This window comes from Candidatus Palauibacter sp. (assembly GCF_965213655.1).
Lineage (GTDB): Bacteria > Gemmatimonadota > Gemmatimonadetes > Palauibacterales > Palauibacteraceae > Palauibacter.
Map to the genome: position 1 here is coordinate 3,129,328 of NZ_CBDBZT010000003.1, position 15,631 is coordinate 3,144,958.

Consider the following 15,631-nt stretch of genomic DNA (forward strand, 5'->3'; position numbering starts at 1 on the left):
TTCCTTGCCGTTATCTTCGGCTACCGTACTCCGATACTTCGGCATCATGTCGCTCGTCTACTACGACGCGGAAACGGATCGGGTCCACACGATGAACGCCGAGTGGAACACGGTGCTCGGCGAGGACGATCCGGCGAACATCCCCGGCGGCATCGACCTTTCGTCGCCCGATGGCATGTACGGGACCGCCGTGAGCGGCCGGACGGCGCTGGTCGGCGGCTTCATGAAGGGGGTCGGGGCCGCGCACGAACGGTTCGGACGGCTCCCGTGGGCGGAGATCTTCAAGCCCTCGATCCACGTCGCCGAGCAGGGTTTCCCGATCTCGAAGAAGGTGGAAGGCTATTGGGAAGGACGGGCCGCGGACCTTGCCCGGCTCCCCGAGACGAAGGAGACGTTACTCAAGGAGGACGGTTCGCCCTACGTCGAGGGGGACGTGCTGCGTCAGCCCGTACTCGCCGCGACGCTGCGGGCGGTGGCCGAGCAGGGGACCGACTACATGTACGGCGGGCCGTGGGCCGGGAAGGCGGCGGCCGCGATCCAGGCCGACGGGGGCCGGATGACGGTCGAGGACCTCGCGGCCTACGACGTCATCTGGGACGAGCCGCTCGTGGCGGAGCTGGGAGACGGCTGGGAGCTGTACACGAACCCGCCGCCCAACAGTGGCGGGGTGGCGATGATCGAGGCGCAGCGGCTCGCGGCGGCTGCCGGGCTGCTCGACGGGGGCCACTGGACGGAATCGCCGGAGGCACTGCGGACTGCGCTCGACGTGACCCGCGCCTCGCTGCTCGACTTCCTGCCGCCGGAAATGGCCGCGTCGCTGGTGGGCGGCGAGTTTACTCCGGCGGCGCGCGTCACGCCGGAACACGCCGAACGACTCTGGGACGTCATCCAGGCCGGTCTGCCCTTCGGCAACTGGGCGCCGCGCGGCCCCGGCCACTCCGACGACGTGGTCGCCATCGACGCAGACGGCAACATCGCGGCCATCACGCACAGCATCAACGCGGTCCTGTGGGGCAAGACGGCGATCGTGGTCGACGGGATCACGATCGGGGACCCGGCGTCCTTTCAGCAGGCGCAGATCGCCCGCCTCGAGCCGGGTTCGCGGCTGCCGGCGCCAACGCAGACCGGGATCCTGTTCCGGAACGGGGAGCCCGTGCTCGGCTTCGCCTCGATGGGGTCCGGCCTCCACCAGCGTACCCTCCAGGGGCTGCTCAACGTGATGCGCTTCGGGATGACCGTGGATGAGGCGATCGACACGCCCGACTTCTTCCTGCCGAATACCGACCCGGCGACGGGTCAAATGACCTTCCGCGTGCCCGGCGGCAAGTTCCCGCGCGAGGTCCTCGACGGGACGGGCTACGCCTACGAGGAGATCTTTCCCACGGAGGCCCGCTTCGGGGGCGAGGGATTGTGGGTCGCGATCTCGCGCGATCCGCAGACGGGTGCGCTGCGCGCGGCGTCACACAACCGCAACAACAGCGCCGCGGTGGCGTGGTGAGCCGGCTCAGCGCGTTTACGGCGTCCGTGCTCCTCGCGGCCTGCGCGACGGGCCGCGGTCCGGTCGCGACCCCGTCGGTCCCGGCGGCGGCGCCCGACGCGCCGACCGCTGCAGCGCCGACCCCGTCCCCCGCCGGGACCGCGACGCCATTCGGAACCGTGCTGTTCAACGATTCCCACTTCCATCTTCTGAACTACATCCAGCGCGGCCTGACGGCGCGCGAGTTCCTGGACATGACCGCCGGGCGGGTGGGGCGCGTGGCCATGTTCGGGATCCCGCTGCAGCAGAAGTGGGACTACTTCCTGTCGGGCGACCACGCCCCCGATTACTACCTGAGCACGAACGCCGACCTGTACTACTACTCGTTCGTGGACGCCGTGATCGCGCGGGAGTATCTGTCGCTGCCGGAGGAGGACCGCGGCCGCGTCGACCCCATGATCACGGGCTTCAACCCGGCGGACATGTACGCCTCCGACCACATCGAGCGCGTCCTGCTCACCTTCCCCGGCGTGTTCGCCGGCATCGGCGAGTTCAGCATCCACAAGGAGTTCGTGTCGTCCAAGGTGTCCGGGCACGCGGCCAGCCTGCGCAACCCCGCCCTGGACCGGATCCTGGCCACGGCGGCGGAGATCGGCCTCGTCGTCCTCCTCCACAACGACATCGACCATGTCCGCTCGAGCGACCCGCCGCATCACGCGGAGGAACTGCTGGACCTGTTCGCCCGCCACGCGGAGACGACGATCATCTGGGCGCACACCGGCCTCGGCCGCTTCATCGCCCCGTCCGAGGGCCACGTCGGCTGGCTGGACGGCATGCTCTCCGACCCGCGCCACGACCACGTGGCCCTGGACATCTCGTGGGACGAAGTCGCGAAGTACGTGGTCGGCGATGAAGCGTCCCTCGAAGCGTGGGCCACGCTCATCGAACGTCACCCGACGCGTTTCCTGTTCGGCACCGACGCCGTGGCCCCCGCCGACTGGGACGCCTACGTGGCCAACTACACGGTATACGCCCGGCTATGGGAGCGTCTGGACCCCGAAGTACGGTCCCAGGTCGAACGGCTCAATTATGAGCGCATCTTCGACGCGGCCATCCCCCGCGTCCGCGCCTGGGAACGGCGCCAGCTGGCTGGCCGCACAGGAGGTTGAACTCGGTCGTGGGGCCGCAAACATGGGATTTGCAACACTCTCAGGGGGGGAATCTGCAATCTAAGGCCACGAGAATCTCGCAAACAAGGCCCTGGATAAGCCGCAAACAAAGCCGTGGTTTCGTTGTAAACGAGACCCTGAGAGCGCCGCAAACGAGGCCATGGAGATTGCAAGCGCACTGCTCCAAGGCTATGGTTCGATCATCGCGACCCTCTCAACGCCTGTCGCAAGCCGCTTCGAACCGATGGGATCGATATCAACACCTACGTTCATCGAGTCGCAGATCGAGAACTGACGGAGCGCCTCTCCTGGTCCGGCGGCGTTCTGGTCGAGGGCCCCCGAGCCTGCGGCAAGACAGAGTTGGCGCGACAAGTGGCCGTCAGCAGCGTGTTCCTCGATGCCGATCAACAGGCACGGGACATGATGGCCGTCGACCCGCGGCTCATCCTCGAGGGAGAAACCCCTCGCTTGATCGACGAGTGGCAGGTGGAGCCCCGGATCTGGAACCACGTTCGCCGTGCAATCGATGAACGCGTCGGCAGGGGTCACTTCATTCTCACGGGGTCGGCGGTTCCGCCCGATGACGTAACCCGGCACACGGGGGCCGGGCGCATAAGCCGACTTCGTCTTCGTCCCATGTCTCTGTTCGAACTTGGCCGTTCGACCGGCGGTGTCTCGCTCCGGGACGTGGTCCACGGCGGCACCGTCCGCAGCCCGAACGTGGAGTTGTCCGCCGATCGGCTTGCCGGACTGGTGTGCGCCGGCGGGTGGCCGGAACACCACCGCTCTCCGGAGGAGAAGGCGCTGAGCGCCTGCCGGGACTACCTGGAGAACATCTGCCGGAGCGACCTGCGACGAGTGGACGGCGTCCGGCGGGATCCGGACCGGATTCGCCGTTTCCTCCGCTCGCTGGCTCGGAACATCGCTACGTGCGCATCGCTCGCCACCATCAGACGTGATGTCGCCGGCCCGGATGGGGCGATGACGAATCGCACTGCGCGTGACTACCTTACCAATCTTGAGCGCCTCATGGTCGTAGAGGACCAGCCGCCGTGGTCACCCAGGCTGAGGTCGCGGTCGCGCCTGCGACGTGGACCCAAGCGGCATTTTGTGGATCCCTCCCTCGCGGTCGCCGCGCTGCGGGCAACCCCCGGGCACCTCCTTCGGGACTTCGAGTGGTTCGGTTTTCTGTTCGAGTCCATGGTCGTACGGGATCTCCGCGTGTACGCCCAGGCCATGGATGCGGACGTGTTCCACTACCGCGACGAAACGAACCTTGAAGTCGATGCGATCGTGGACGCCGGGCCGGATCGGTGGGCCGCGTTCGAGATCAAACTGGGGACGGGCCGGATCGACGACGCCGCGCGCAGCCTGCTCAAGTTCGCGGACAGGATCGACACGGAACGCTGCGGGGAACCGGCAGCGCTCGGCGTCATCGTCGGGACCGGGTACGGATACACTCGCAAGGACGGCGTCGCCGTGATTCCGATCGGTGCGCTCGGACCGTGACGTGAGCGATGCCGTGCGAGGGATTTCGGAATCGCTTCTTCCGTTTTGCGACTCTAAACGGAATCTGGATCAAAGGACGCTCGCATGGTTGTAACAACGCCGGCGCCGCGCTGGCGCCGCTGGCTTCGGGAGGCGCGCGACATCTACGAGGGGCTGTACATCGCCCCCTACCGCGCGACGATCCACCGCGAGTACCTGCGGCAGCACGACGCGTTCATGCTCATGGGTTTCTCGGACCTCCTCGGCGTGCCGAACCCCGTGCAGTTCTACATGCTCGAACTCTATCCGTCGCTCATCGAAGAGTTTCACGAGTGGCACGTCCGGGTCGGGATGGAGCACCCGCCCGAGGGTGGCTTCCGCTGTTGCTGAGTGACGAGGGTTCGCGCGAGACCGGAGCGCCGCCGACGACCCCGCTGCCGTTTCCGGACCGGCCCGTCCTCTTCTTCGGCGGCAAGGGCGGGGTGGGGAAGACGACGATGGCCGCCGTCGCCGCGCTGGACATGGCCGCGCGCGGGCACCGGACGCTGCTCGTGTCCACGGATCCGGCGCACTCCACCGGCGACGTACTCCAGGCGGAACTCGGCCACCGCCCGCGGAGAGTGGCCGAAGGTTGCTGGGCCATGGAGGTCGATCCGGAGCGCGAGGCGGACCGTTACATCGAGGCCGTGAAGTCGCGCGTGGAGTCGGCCGCGCCTCCCCGGCTGCTGGGCGAGGTCTACCGGCAGATCGACATCGCGCGCGTCTCTCCCGGGGCGGTGGAATCCGCGCTCTTCGACCGCTTCACGCGGATCCTCGAAGAGGAGGGGGAGGACTACGACCGGATCGTGTTCGACACGGCGCCCACCGGCCAGACGCTGCGCCTGCTCTCTCTGCCCGAGTTGATGACGACCTGGATCGGCGGGCTCATCAAGCGGCGGAAAAAGGTCGGAGCGCTCTCGCAGATGTGGAAGAACGTGGCGGGGTCCGAGGCGGCGGACCTCACGGACGACCCCCTCCTGCAGGCGCTCGAGGACCGGCGCGACCGCTTCCAGGAGGCGCGGCGGGTTCTCACCGATTCCCGGCGGACCGCGTTCGTCTTCGTCCTGATCCCCGAACGGCTGCCGATCTGGGAGACGGAGAAGGCCGTCGCAGCCCTGTCGAAGCACGGCGTCCCGGTCGGCGCCATCGTCGTGAACCTGGTCCTCCCGGAGCGCGGTGGCGGGGCGGGAGAGGACCCATTGTTCGCGGCCAGGCGCGAACGACAGGCTGCCTATCTTGCGAGGATCTCACAGTCTCTCGGAGATTGGCCTGTCCTCCGCGTCGACCTCCAGGACGCCGATCCGGTGGGGGTGGACGCACTCAGGCGGGTTCCCGTAATCGATACTGCGGAGGAGGTTGTCCGATGAGCGCGATCGTCCTGCTGGTGATTGGTCTGTCGGCCTTCCTCACGGGAGTCCTCATCTACTCGCGCTTCATCGCGGGCAAGGTCTTCAAGCTCGACCCGGACTTCGTCACGCCCGCGCACGAGTTCAGGGACGGCGTCGACTACGTGCCGACGAACAAGCACGTGCTCTTCGGCCACCACTTCACCTCGGTGGCGGGGGCGGCGCCGATCGTGGGACCGGCGATCGCCGTCATCTGGGGCTGGCTGCCGGCCTTCCTGTGGGTCGTGCTCGGGACGGTGTTCGCGGGAGCGGTGCACGACTTCGCCGCCCTCTGGATCTCGAGCCGCCACAAGGGGCGGTCGATCGGGACGCTGACCGAGTCGATCCTCGGCAAGCGGGCCCGCGTCCTCTTCCTCCTCATCATCTTCTTCCTCCTCCTCATGGTGAACGCGGTGTTCGCCGTCATCATCGCGAACCTGTTCATGGCGAACCCGGGCGCCGTGGTTCCCGTGTGGGGATCGCTCGTCATCGCGCTCATCGTCGGGTTCCTCATCTACCGCACGGGGACGGGGATCCTCATTCCATCTCTGGGCGCGCTGGCCACGCTGTACGTGCTCATCTGGTTCGGGCAGGACATGCCGTTCATGCTGCCGGACTTCATCGGGTTCAGCCCGACCGAGGCGCAATTGGCCGCGGCGGGAGGAGATGCGGCGGCCGCGGGGGACGCGGCGGCGGCCGACGGGCGGCGCGTGGGGTGGATCGCCATCCTCTTCGCCTACACCTTCGTCGCCTCGGTGCTGCCCGTATGGCTGCTCCTCCAGCCCCGCGACTACGTGAACGGGCACCAGCTGTTCGTGGCGCTCGGGATCATCAGCCTCGGCGTGATCGTCGTGAACCCGGAGGTCGTGGCGCCGACGGTCAACACCAGTCTGCCGGCGGACACGCCGGGTTGGCTGCCGCTCCTCTTCATCACGATCGCGTGCGGAGCGATCAGCGGTTTCCACGGTCTCGTCGGATCCGGGACCTCATCGAAGCAGTTGGCGAAGGAGACGGACGCCCGCTACGTGGGCTACGGTGGGGCGATCGGAGAGGGGACGCTTGCCGTCACGTCGATCATCGCGTGTACGGCGGGCTTCGCGATCTATCTCAGCCGGGATGTGGGGGCGGCGCAGGGCCTCGTCCTGTGGCAGGAACACTACGGGAGCTTCGAGGCGGCGACGGCCGGCGCCACGACCGCCTTCGTGAACGGCGTGGGCGTGCTCGCGGGCGGGATCGGGATCCCGGAGAGCATAGCCGTGATCTTCGCGTCCGTTGTCGTGATCAGCTTCGCGGCGACGACCCTCGACACGGCGATCCGGCTCCAGCGCTACATCATCAGCGAACTCGGCGCCGAGTACAACGTCAAGGCGATCCAGAACCGGTGGGTCGCGACCGCGATCGCCGTCGTCAGCTGCGCGATTCTGGCGCTCTCGGCGGACCGGGGCGCCGGGGGCATGATGATCTGGCCGCTGTTCGGGACGACGAACCAGCTCCTGGCCGGCCTCACCCTGCTGATCGTGTCGCTCTTCCTGATGCGGAAGGGACGCCCCTACTGGGTCACGATGATCCCGATGGCGTTCCTGCTTCTCATGACGACTTGGGCCATGATCATCAACCTCGACCGCTTCTTCGGCACGAACCAGTGGATGCTGCTCGTGATCGGCGCTGCGATCTTCATCCTCGAGATCTGGCTCCTCCTCGAGGGCGCCGCCGCCATCCGAAGGGTCCGGGCGGGAAGGGCTGCGGTCTAGAGGCGTCACGGCCGCCGACAAGCCGCTGGGAAGTTCAATCTGCGATGACCTACATCGGGCATCTCTTCGGGGCCGCTCGACTTGTAGGAGCGCTGGCTGTCGATGTTTCCGAATAACTGACTGGGTGGAGGGCGTGCGATGAGGGTTGCCGAGGCAATAGAGCTGATGACCAAGGCCATGCTACAACGCGTGGTCGACAGCTTTACGAAGGATTTTCCGAAGCCGGATGAGGAGCGGGCACGGGAGATCATTCTGCGGAATACCGGTGAATTGACCGATCCACAGAGAATCGAGGCAGTCCTCCAGTTCGATGGTCGTCTCCAGGACCAGATCCGCCAGACGTGTGTACTCGAAGCCCTGATCGGTTCACCGGACTGCAGTGCGTCGGAGCTGGATGTCGTTGAGCGCGTTACACAGCTTCAGCAGGAAGTGCTTGACGCTGCGGCCTCTCCTCACGCGTTGCGATATGAAGACGCTCGCTCCGTCGAAGTGTTGCGGGCAGTGATGAAGGTTGCAATCGGGGACGCTGTCGTCACCACCCAGGAGTTGGAACTCCTGAGAGTACTCCGCGAAAGCTTGGGCCTCTCCCCCCTCGCCATGCGGATCATCCAGGCCCAATTGGAGCATTTCCCCCGCCAAGGGAACGTTCTCCACAACGCTGCGGAATGCCGGGAAGCCCTTCTCGGCCTCCAACGCTGCGGAATCGTCTTCTATTGCAACCGCGCCAATGGGGGCTTGTATGTGATACCCGAGGAAATCGTTCCGTCGGTCCGGCGCGTCCTCGGTATCGAGCTAAGCCCCCACGCCTGGGAGAAGCTGCTTTCTAACCTGACCGTTGCCCAACTGGCGACGATCCTCCGATCGGTGGGATTGCCGGAGTACGGTACGAAGGAAGCACGGATTGAGAGAGTCGTCTTGGCCGGCGTCAAGCCGAGTGCGGCGTTGGAGTCTCTTTCGAACGAGGATCTGTACAATCTCTGTGGATCAGTGCCTGGCTTGAAGGTCAGCGGTAGCAAGTCCACGAAGATCAAGCGGATCATCCGTCATTTCGCTCACTTGGTGATCAGGGATGTGGCCGAGGAGTCGCCACCCGGCGAGCGGTACTATCAGTACCTGGTGGAGCTGGCGGCCCGGGATCGAGCGAACCTGCTGACAAACCGAATTATCACGAAGGACCGGGAGATCGAGGGGGCCTTCGAGGAGGGCACTCGCTATCTGTTCAGCGAAAAGCTCGGACTCGAACTCCAGCACATGGAGGGAACCGATCACGCGGATGGGTGCGTTGTGTTCGGCAAGACGAAGGAGTTGCTCCTCTGGGACAACAAGAGCAAGGAGACGGTCTACACCTTCCCTCCAAGCCACCTGAGGCAGTTCAAGCGGTACATTCGCGACGCCGAAAAACGTGTCTCCTGCTTCTTGATCATCGTTCCCACGGTGGCGGATGAGGCCTTGGCAAACGCGTTTCGACTAAAGTCCGAGTGCGGGAGCGATACTGATGTGGCGCTGATAGCGGCCGAGGATCTCGTGTGGGTTGCCGAGGAGTGGCGAGCGCGTAGTGCCAAGGAATCGTTCAACCTGGAAGTGTTGAACGCCACGGGTATCCTCACCCGCACCGTCCTCGATCAGCGTATGAGGCTGTTCCTTTGAACAGCTAGGCGGTTGAAGCCGCCGAAGGGCGGGCGCTCAGGATGTCAGCGATGATGGCGTCGTGATGGCGGTGATGGAGGTGGAGGAAGCGTAGCCACTCGGCGGGCGTGAAGTGGCCGAGTACATGGTGGGGGAGCGTGTGCAGACACGCGTCCAACGCCTCCATGCGGGAAGCCAGATCAGTGGTCTGCGCCTGGAGTTTCTCCAACCCCGTCCGCAGGTCGGCGGGCTCCAGACCTGCAGGCAGAGTGAACTCGGGGGCGGGCCCTCGGCCCCGCGGAATCGAGCCGCGCGCCAGGAGCGAGACACCGATCTCCCGAGGGAAGTCCGCCCGCGCCCCCGGGTCCGGGCGCGTCAGCGCATCGGCCACCCAGAGCAGAACCGCGCGGTCGGAGAGGTACAGGTGTTCGAGGTGGTCCCGGACGCTCCACGCCGAGACATCGGGCGCGGCGCACCGGATCTGGCGGGACTGTCAGATTTTCTGTGTAAATGGCCCTCGCACTCATACGGGCACTCGGCCCTCGAACACGATCGACAGGTGGTTCAGGGCGCCGGTCCAGTCCTGAACGGGCCGGGTCCAGCGCTGTGACGCCCTCTCGATCGCAAGGTACAGCACTTTCCTGACCGCCTCCGGGGTTGGGAACGCGCCGCGCTTCCTCGTCACCTTCGTGAGCTGCGCGTTCAGGGCCTCGATCGCGTTCGTCGTGTACATGACCTTGCGGATCTCGGGCGGATAATCGAAGAACGGGGTCAGGTTCGCCCAGTTCGCCCGCCACTTCCGGCTGATCATGGGGAAGCGCTCGTCCCAGCGCTGAGAAAAGGCCTCCAGCGCCGTCTCGGCCGCCTCCAGGCTCGGAGCCCTGTAGATGGCCCGCAAGTCCCTGGCGACCGCCTTGCGCTCCTTCCAGGCGACGAACCGGAGCGAGCCGCGCACCAGATGCACGATGCAGAGCTGGACCTGCGTCTTCGGGAACACCGACTCGATCGCCTCGGGAAAGCCCTTGAGGCCGTCGATCGCTGCGATCAGGATGTCCTCGACCCCCCGGTTCTTGAGTTCGGTGAGGACCGAGAGCCAGAACTTCGCCCCCTCCGCTTCGCCCACCCACAGCCCCAACAGCTCCTTGTTGCCCTCGAGCGTCAGGGCCAGGGCAAGGTAGACCGCGTGCGTCCGGACGTGGCCCCGGGAACGCACCTTCACGTGGATCGCGTCCAGATACACGATCGGGTACACCGTATCCAACGGCCGGCCCTGCCACGCCTTCACGTCCTCCAGGACCGCGTCGGTCACCGCCGAGATCAGCGACGGTGAGACCTCCACCTTGTACAGCTCCTTCAGGTGACCCTGGATCTCCCGCGTCGTCATGCCCCGCGCGTACAGCGCGATCACCTTCTCGTCGAACCCGCCCAGCCGACGCTGGCCCTTCCTGACGAACTTCGGGTCGAACGTCGAATCACGGTCCCGAGGCACCTCGATCTCGAACTCCGACGTGTCCGTCTTCACTCGCTTCCGCGTACGGCCGTTGCGCGAGTTGCCGCCGTTGCGGCCCTCTCTCGCGTGCTTCTCGTAGCCCAGGTGGTCGGTGAGCTCTCCCTCCAGCGCCCGCTCCACCACCCGCTTCGTCAGCGCCTCCAGAAGACCGCCTCCGCCCATGATCTCTTCCGGGCTGCGGCCCTCCAGCAGGCTGTCGAGAAGCTCGTCTACCTCCCGCTCCGTCGCATCCTTCTTCCTCGCCATGGTCTCCTCCCGCTTCCAGAGTCTACTCCATGGCCATTTACACAGAAATCAGCACACTCCCGATCTGGCCGAGGTCGCGCGTTCGCTCGATGCAGCGTTCGATGCCGGCTCGGACCCCTGCCAGGGAGGTTTCTGTCTGATCCGCCGCGGCCAAGGTCAGGTCCCCGCCGCCAACTCGCGCAGGGCGTTCTCCCCGAAACGTTCCGTGGCTGCCAGCGTCTCCCGAACGTCGCGCCATGTGGTGTTGTGATTGATGATGCAGACTCTGAGCGAGAACTTCTTCGCCAGCACCGCCGACGATACGAACGCGGGATCTTCCCAGAAGATCCGGGCGAGCACCTGCCGGTTGACCTCATCCAGAGTCTCTTCGGCCACGTCCCCCCCGGCCGGATTCACCCGGAAACACACGACGCCCAGCGACGCCGGACTCAGACATTCGAGCACCGGGCTCGCGTCGATGTACTCTTCGGCGCGGGCCGCCAGGTCCAGGCCGTTCGCGATGGCGCGTCGGAAGGCGGCCATCCCGAACGTCTGAACCGACATCCAGATCTTGAGGGCCCGCGCGGAACGGCTCATCTGCAGGCCGCGATCCCAGAAGTTGGGATGCCCCGAGCCCCATAGCGCGTCCTGAAGGAAGTCGGGCCGGATCCCGAACGGCTTCTCCAGCGTCGAGACGTCTCTGACGAGGAGGCAGCCGACTTCGTAGGGCTGGAAGAACCACTTGTGCGCGTCGAGACAGATCGAGTCGGCGCGCTCGATCCCGCGTAGCCACGCCTTCCCCCGCTCCGTCACGACGGCGAAACCGCCGTAGGCGGCGTCCACATGCAGCCAGATGCCCGTCGTCTCGCAGAAGTCCGCCAGCGCGTTCAGCGGGTCGATGGCGCCGGTCGCCGTGGCCCCCGCGTTCGCGCACACGGCGATGGGCTCGAGCCCCGCCTCGCGGTCTTCGGCGACCATGCGCGCGAGCGCGTCCACGTCGATGCGGAACCGCTCATCGCTCGGCACAAGACGGGCGTGATCCGGGCGAATGCCGACGATCTTCACAGCCCGCTTGTGCGCGCTGTGACTCTGGTCGCTCATGTAGACGGTGGCGCCCTCGGGATAACCGGCCGCTTCTCGCGCCGCGACCAGCGCGTCCAGGCTCGCCGCGGAACCGCCGCTCGTCAGCACCCCGCCGGCCGTCTCGGGAAGGCCGAGCCAGCGCCGAAACCAATCGATGATGACGCATTCGAGCTGACTCGTCCCGCTGGAGATCAGCCAGTTGCACGAGTTGATGTTGTACCCGGCGGCGAGGAAGTCCGCGACGACGCCGGGCCAGGTGGGAGAGGATGGAATGAAGCCGAAGCAACGCGGATGATCGAGACTGAGTGTAGCCGGCAGAACCTCGCGGGCGGCCCGTTCCATGACCTCCTCCGCTGGCGTGCCCTGCTCCGGCGGGTCCTCCATGAGCCGTTCCGTGAGTTCCTCGTGGAACTCGCCGTCCCAGGCGGCCTCGTTCGCAAGGTTCGCGTTGCGCTGTACGAGGAGCTCCGCAGCCCGCCGGGCCAGGCCCAGCATGGCCTCCGGGGCCATTTCGAGCCAGCGACCCGGCTCGCCGGAATTCCCGTCAGGGGTCATGTCGGAATCGGGCATCGCGGGTCCACGGTGGACGGGGTCGTTCTACCAATGCATCGAGAGGTTGAGCATCACGCTGTTCGACGGACCGGATCCGACGCCGTACGCGTTCCGGCCCGCCTCGACGTTCAGCGCGAGGCCTGAAAGGACGCTCAGGCGCCCGCCCAGGTGGTAGCCGTACAGGCCCTGCCCGGCTCCCTGAAGCGACATCAGCGCCACCGAACCCGGGAAATGGCCCGCGCCGGACTGCCCCGGACCGGGCTGTTCGGACACCACCAGCCTCGCGTACGGCGTGAAGACGCCGCGGCCGTCCAGCGCTTCGACGCCGTACCCCACTTCCGCATCGAGCCGGCGGCTCCCGAACCCGTAGCCGTGCCCGTTCGGCGTCAACCCGGTCGCGCCCTGCGCCCACAGCCGCGCCAGGCCGCTCGCCGTCGATCCCCACGAAGGACTCAGACCGAGCGACAGCCCTCGGCTCCCGCCCTGCGGGTTGAGCGTGATCGATCCGCCGAGCCCCCACTCCTCGTAGTCGCTCTGTTCGTGCGCCACGAGCTTGCGGCCGTGTACCGCGATCGAGAGACCCCGCTCCGAATCGAGGAAGGACAGGCCGCCTCCCAGCTCCATCCCGAACCCGGTTTCGACATCGCCGCCGTCGCGGCGCATGCCGACGCGAAGCTGTGGCTTGACCAGTTCTCCCCCGCCGAGCGTGTAACCCTTGTGGGCTTCGAGCATCACGCGCATACGACTCACGTCGGCGGTGAGTTCGCTGCGTCCCTCGACTTCATCCGAGGTCATCTGCGCCACGAAGCCGTCCGACCGGAGCGCGAGTTCGAAATCGTCCGGATCTTCGGCGCCCACAAGCTCGCCGTGTGCCCCGAGGCCGACCATGCGCATCGCGATGTCGCTCGTGGGGTCCTGCTCGCCGCCGCCCGAAATGTCGAGCTGGCCGAAGCCGTACCCGAGCACGCCCCACAGGGAGAGGCGGTGGTTGATTGCGAGCCGTGCGTAGGGGAAGGCGCTGGTGAGCGACGTCGACACATCACCGACGTCATCCTCCCCGGCGCGGCCCAGCTCGAACCCGCCGGCCCCCCGGCTGTAGGACACGGCGAGCCCGGCGAGCAACGACCCTAACTTGTAGTCCGCCCCGAGAGCGGCCGTGACGACTTCTCCATCATGGACTCCCTCGGCTCCGCCACTGGAGAACCGCGTCATCTCGCCAGCTCCCCAAAGCGAGTAGTTGCCTCCGCCCCCCGCGTCCTGTCCCGGGGAGAGCTGGAAGGAGGTCTCGCCGACGAGCCCCCCAAAGGACGCGGGCAGGAACGCAGTCGGCGCGAGCCGGCCCGCGCCCGGGTCGCCAAAGCCGGCGCCCGCCGCCGAAGCCAGTGAGCCGAGTCCGCCGAACAGCCCGCCCCGGGCGTTCAGCTGGGCGAGGTCGATCGTGCGCCCGCCCACCGTCACCTGGTCGGGTCCCTGGTGCGAGTGCGACACGCGGTCGCCGATCATCTCCATCGCCTGACTCGCCACCGACCGGCCGAACCGGTCGAGCCAGTCCGCGGCCGCCATCTCCGCCTCCGCGGTGGAGAAGTTCCGGTAGAATCCGGCCCCGACGATGAACTCGACGCCCTGGTAGATGGGCAGATCGCTCCTGTGGGAGACGGCGTAGCTCACCTTCGGAGTGCCCGTGTCCTCATCCCCCTGCACCGTCGGATCGTCCCAGAAATACTCGACAAACCCTCCGCCCCCCTGGGCCGTGGCGATGACGTCCCTGACGAAGGCCCTTCCCTGGAAGTCCGTGTTGTCGATGGCTATGCGGCCTTCCCGCCACGGGTCGGCGCCGTGGAAGATGACGTACCCTTCGGGCGTGAAGACGAAGAGATAGATGGGGCCCGACTTGAAGGGGCCACCCTCTTCCCGCAGCACGGCCTTCCATTCGGTTGCGCGTGCGAACCCGACTTGTCCGACAAGCTCGAGCAGCCAGTCGAGAGAGCCGTGAACGAACTGCCTGAGCGTCTCGCGGTCCACGACATCGGCGGCGGTAACTTCGGGGAGCGGGACCGGAGGGAGCGGTTGTCCCGCGCCCGACAGATCCTGGTAATATCCTCCGACCACGACCAGATCCACTCCGGCTACCGGGGAGAAGTGCTGGAGTGCGTAGCTGTCCTTGCAGCGCGCGTCGCTCGGGTCCGCCGGGTCGTCCCAGCACCACTCCACGAACCCGCCGCCGGCCGCCCCGGCGGCCAGCATCTGCTGGACAACCGTGGTCCCGTTGTCGTCCAACACCTGGAACGCGTTCTTGCCGTCAAGGTTGGGGTCTTCGCCGTGGATGAACACCTGACCATCGGTGGTCATGAAGATCAGGTACATGTTGCCTACGTTATAGTCGCTGCCCTCCGTCCTCACCGCCTGGATGAGTCGCGATCCTTCGTTGATGTCGGTGATGGAGGCGGCGACGGAGGCTGCGTAGGTCACAAACCCCCGCAGGGTCTCACGGTCCACTACCTCTCCGGCCGTGACCTTCGGCACTTGTGCGATGGCGGGACGCGCCCCGAGTCCGCCCAGGGCCAGACCCAGCACCGAAAGAAGCAGCGCGGACGACCTTGCGTTTCGCATGGCGGTATCCTTCGCGACGATGTGGGATGGACCGATCGGTCGCATGCGGCATCATAGCCGAAAAGACATCGCGGTGCACTTCATGCGCGAAAGGCGCGTTTCCGGTCAGGAGAGGTGCATTCCGAGCCGTCCGGCTGGGACGCGGGGGCCACCCGGACGCTTCCGGATCCGCTGGCGGGCGGGGTCGGGCGTCAGGGGTCGAGGTCGACCGCGATCTCCACCGCGTCCAGATTCTCCGCGGTCAGTTCGTCTTCGCCCGTGGGCATGCCGTTGAGCTTGAACATGTAGGCGACGACGTCGACATACTGCTCGGTGGGCATCCCGCCGGGATTGTCCTCCGGCATCGTGGCCACGATCTCGTCGACGAGATCCTTCACGGAAGCGCCGGCCCAGGACTGAATGAAGGGTCCCCCGAAGTCTTCCTCGAAGTGGCACTCGGCGCAGATGTTGTAGAACACGTCTTCCCCGCGCGTGGCCTGGTCTTCGCTGAACACGCCCTGCGTCGTGGTGACCGCGGCTCCGGCCTCCGCTTCCTCGCCCCCCTCATCCTGGGCGACGAGGGCGGACCCGCCGAAGACCGTGGCGATGGCGACCGCCGTGAATGAAGCCCGCAGGTGGTGCCGCGATCCCGCTGAGAATATCCGCATTGAGGTATTGCCTCGCTCGATGGTGTCTCGAAAAAGTCGCCCAAACGTGGATTCCGGACCGGGACCGGG

Annotated in this window: 12 protein-coding genes; 7 read left to right on the forward strand and 5 right to left on the reverse strand. The window is 66.5% G+C overall.

Features of this window, described 5'->3' with window-relative positions; translation table 11 throughout:
* Window positions 1-46: 46 nt before the first annotated feature.
* The 7 genes from ACOOGH_RS15995 (at window position 47) to ACOOGH_RS16025 (ending at window position 8,956) form a co-directional block, all read left to right on the forward strand.
* A complete protein-coding gene (locus ACOOGH_RS15995) occupies window positions 47-1,498 on the forward strand; it encodes a gamma-glutamyltransferase (RefSeq protein ID WP_420449863.1) in 1,452 nt (483 codons plus the stop codon).
* On the forward strand, window positions 1,495-2,646 hold the full coding sequence (locus tag ACOOGH_RS16000; RefSeq protein ID WP_420449864.1) for an amidohydrolase family protein: 1,152 nt from the start codon (window positions 1,495-1,497) through the stop codon (window positions 2,644-2,646). The genes ACOOGH_RS15995 and ACOOGH_RS16000 overlap by 4 nt, the downstream gene beginning before the upstream one ends.
* Window positions 2,647-2,937: 291 nt before the next feature.
* Window positions 2,938-4,155, forward strand: coding sequence for an ATP-binding protein (locus tag ACOOGH_RS16005; protein WP_420450153.1), 1,218 nt, complete (start codon window positions 2,938-2,940; stop codon window positions 4,153-4,155).
* An 84-nt stretch (window positions 4,156-4,239) separates the two neighbouring features.
* Window positions 4,240-4,524: a cory-CC-star protein gene (locus tag ACOOGH_RS16010; RefSeq protein ID WP_420441910.1), complete on the forward strand. Its 285-nt coding sequence runs from the start codon at window positions 4,240-4,242 to the stop codon at window positions 4,522-4,524.
* Complete coding sequence (locus tag ACOOGH_RS16015; RefSeq protein WP_420449865.1) at window positions 4,518-5,540, forward strand: ArsA family ATPase; 1,023 nt, start codon at window positions 4,518-4,520, stop codon at window positions 5,538-5,540. Before ACOOGH_RS16010 ends, ACOOGH_RS16015 begins: the two co-directional genes overlap by 7 nt.
* The gene (locus ACOOGH_RS16020) at window positions 5,537-7,309 is read left to right on the forward strand and encodes a carbon starvation protein A (RefSeq protein WP_420449866.1); all 1,773 of its coding nucleotides are present in this window, start codon (window positions 5,537-5,539) and stop codon (window positions 7,307-7,309) included. The genes ACOOGH_RS16015 and ACOOGH_RS16020 overlap by 4 nt, the downstream gene beginning before the upstream one ends.
* A gap of 138 nt (window positions 7,310-7,447) precedes the next feature.
* A complete protein-coding gene (locus tag ACOOGH_RS16025; RefSeq protein WP_420449867.1) occupies window positions 7,448-8,956 on the forward strand; it encodes a hypothetical protein in 1,509 nt (502 codons plus the stop codon).
* 4 nt (window positions 8,957-8,960) lie between these two features.
* On the opposite strand, the gene ACOOGH_RS16030 is transcribed toward ACOOGH_RS16025, so the two are convergent.
* The 5 genes from ACOOGH_RS16030 to ACOOGH_RS16050 all read right to left on the reverse strand — a co-directional run bounded on the left by ACOOGH_RS16030 (window position 8,961) and on the right by ACOOGH_RS16050 (window position 15,562).
* Window positions 8,961-9,416 (reverse strand): DinB family protein, encoded by a 456-nt coding sequence (locus ACOOGH_RS16030; RefSeq protein WP_420450154.1) that lies wholly within the window; start codon window positions 9,414-9,416, stop codon window positions 8,961-8,963.
* Between the two features lie 42 nt (window positions 9,417-9,458).
* Window positions 9,459-10,691 (reverse strand): IS256 family transposase, encoded by a 1,233-nt coding sequence (locus tag ACOOGH_RS16035; protein WP_420438216.1) that lies wholly within the window; start codon window positions 10,689-10,691, stop codon window positions 9,459-9,461.
* A gap of 156 nt (window positions 10,692-10,847) precedes the next feature.
* A complete protein-coding gene (locus ACOOGH_RS16040) occupies window positions 10,848-12,308 on the reverse strand; it encodes a pyridoxal phosphate-dependent decarboxylase family protein (protein ID WP_420449868.1) in 1,461 nt (486 codons plus the stop codon).
* A 42-nt stretch (window positions 12,309-12,350) separates the two neighbouring features.
* Window positions 12,351-14,915 (reverse strand): cache domain-containing protein, encoded by a 2,565-nt coding sequence (locus ACOOGH_RS16045; RefSeq protein ID WP_420449869.1) that lies wholly within the window; start codon window positions 14,913-14,915, stop codon window positions 12,351-12,353.
* 191 nt (window positions 14,916-15,106) lie between these two features.
* Complete coding sequence (locus tag ACOOGH_RS16050; protein WP_420449870.1) at window positions 15,107-15,562, reverse strand: c-type cytochrome; 456 nt, start codon at window positions 15,560-15,562, stop codon at window positions 15,107-15,109.
* Window positions 15,563-15,631 lie beyond the last annotated feature (69 nt).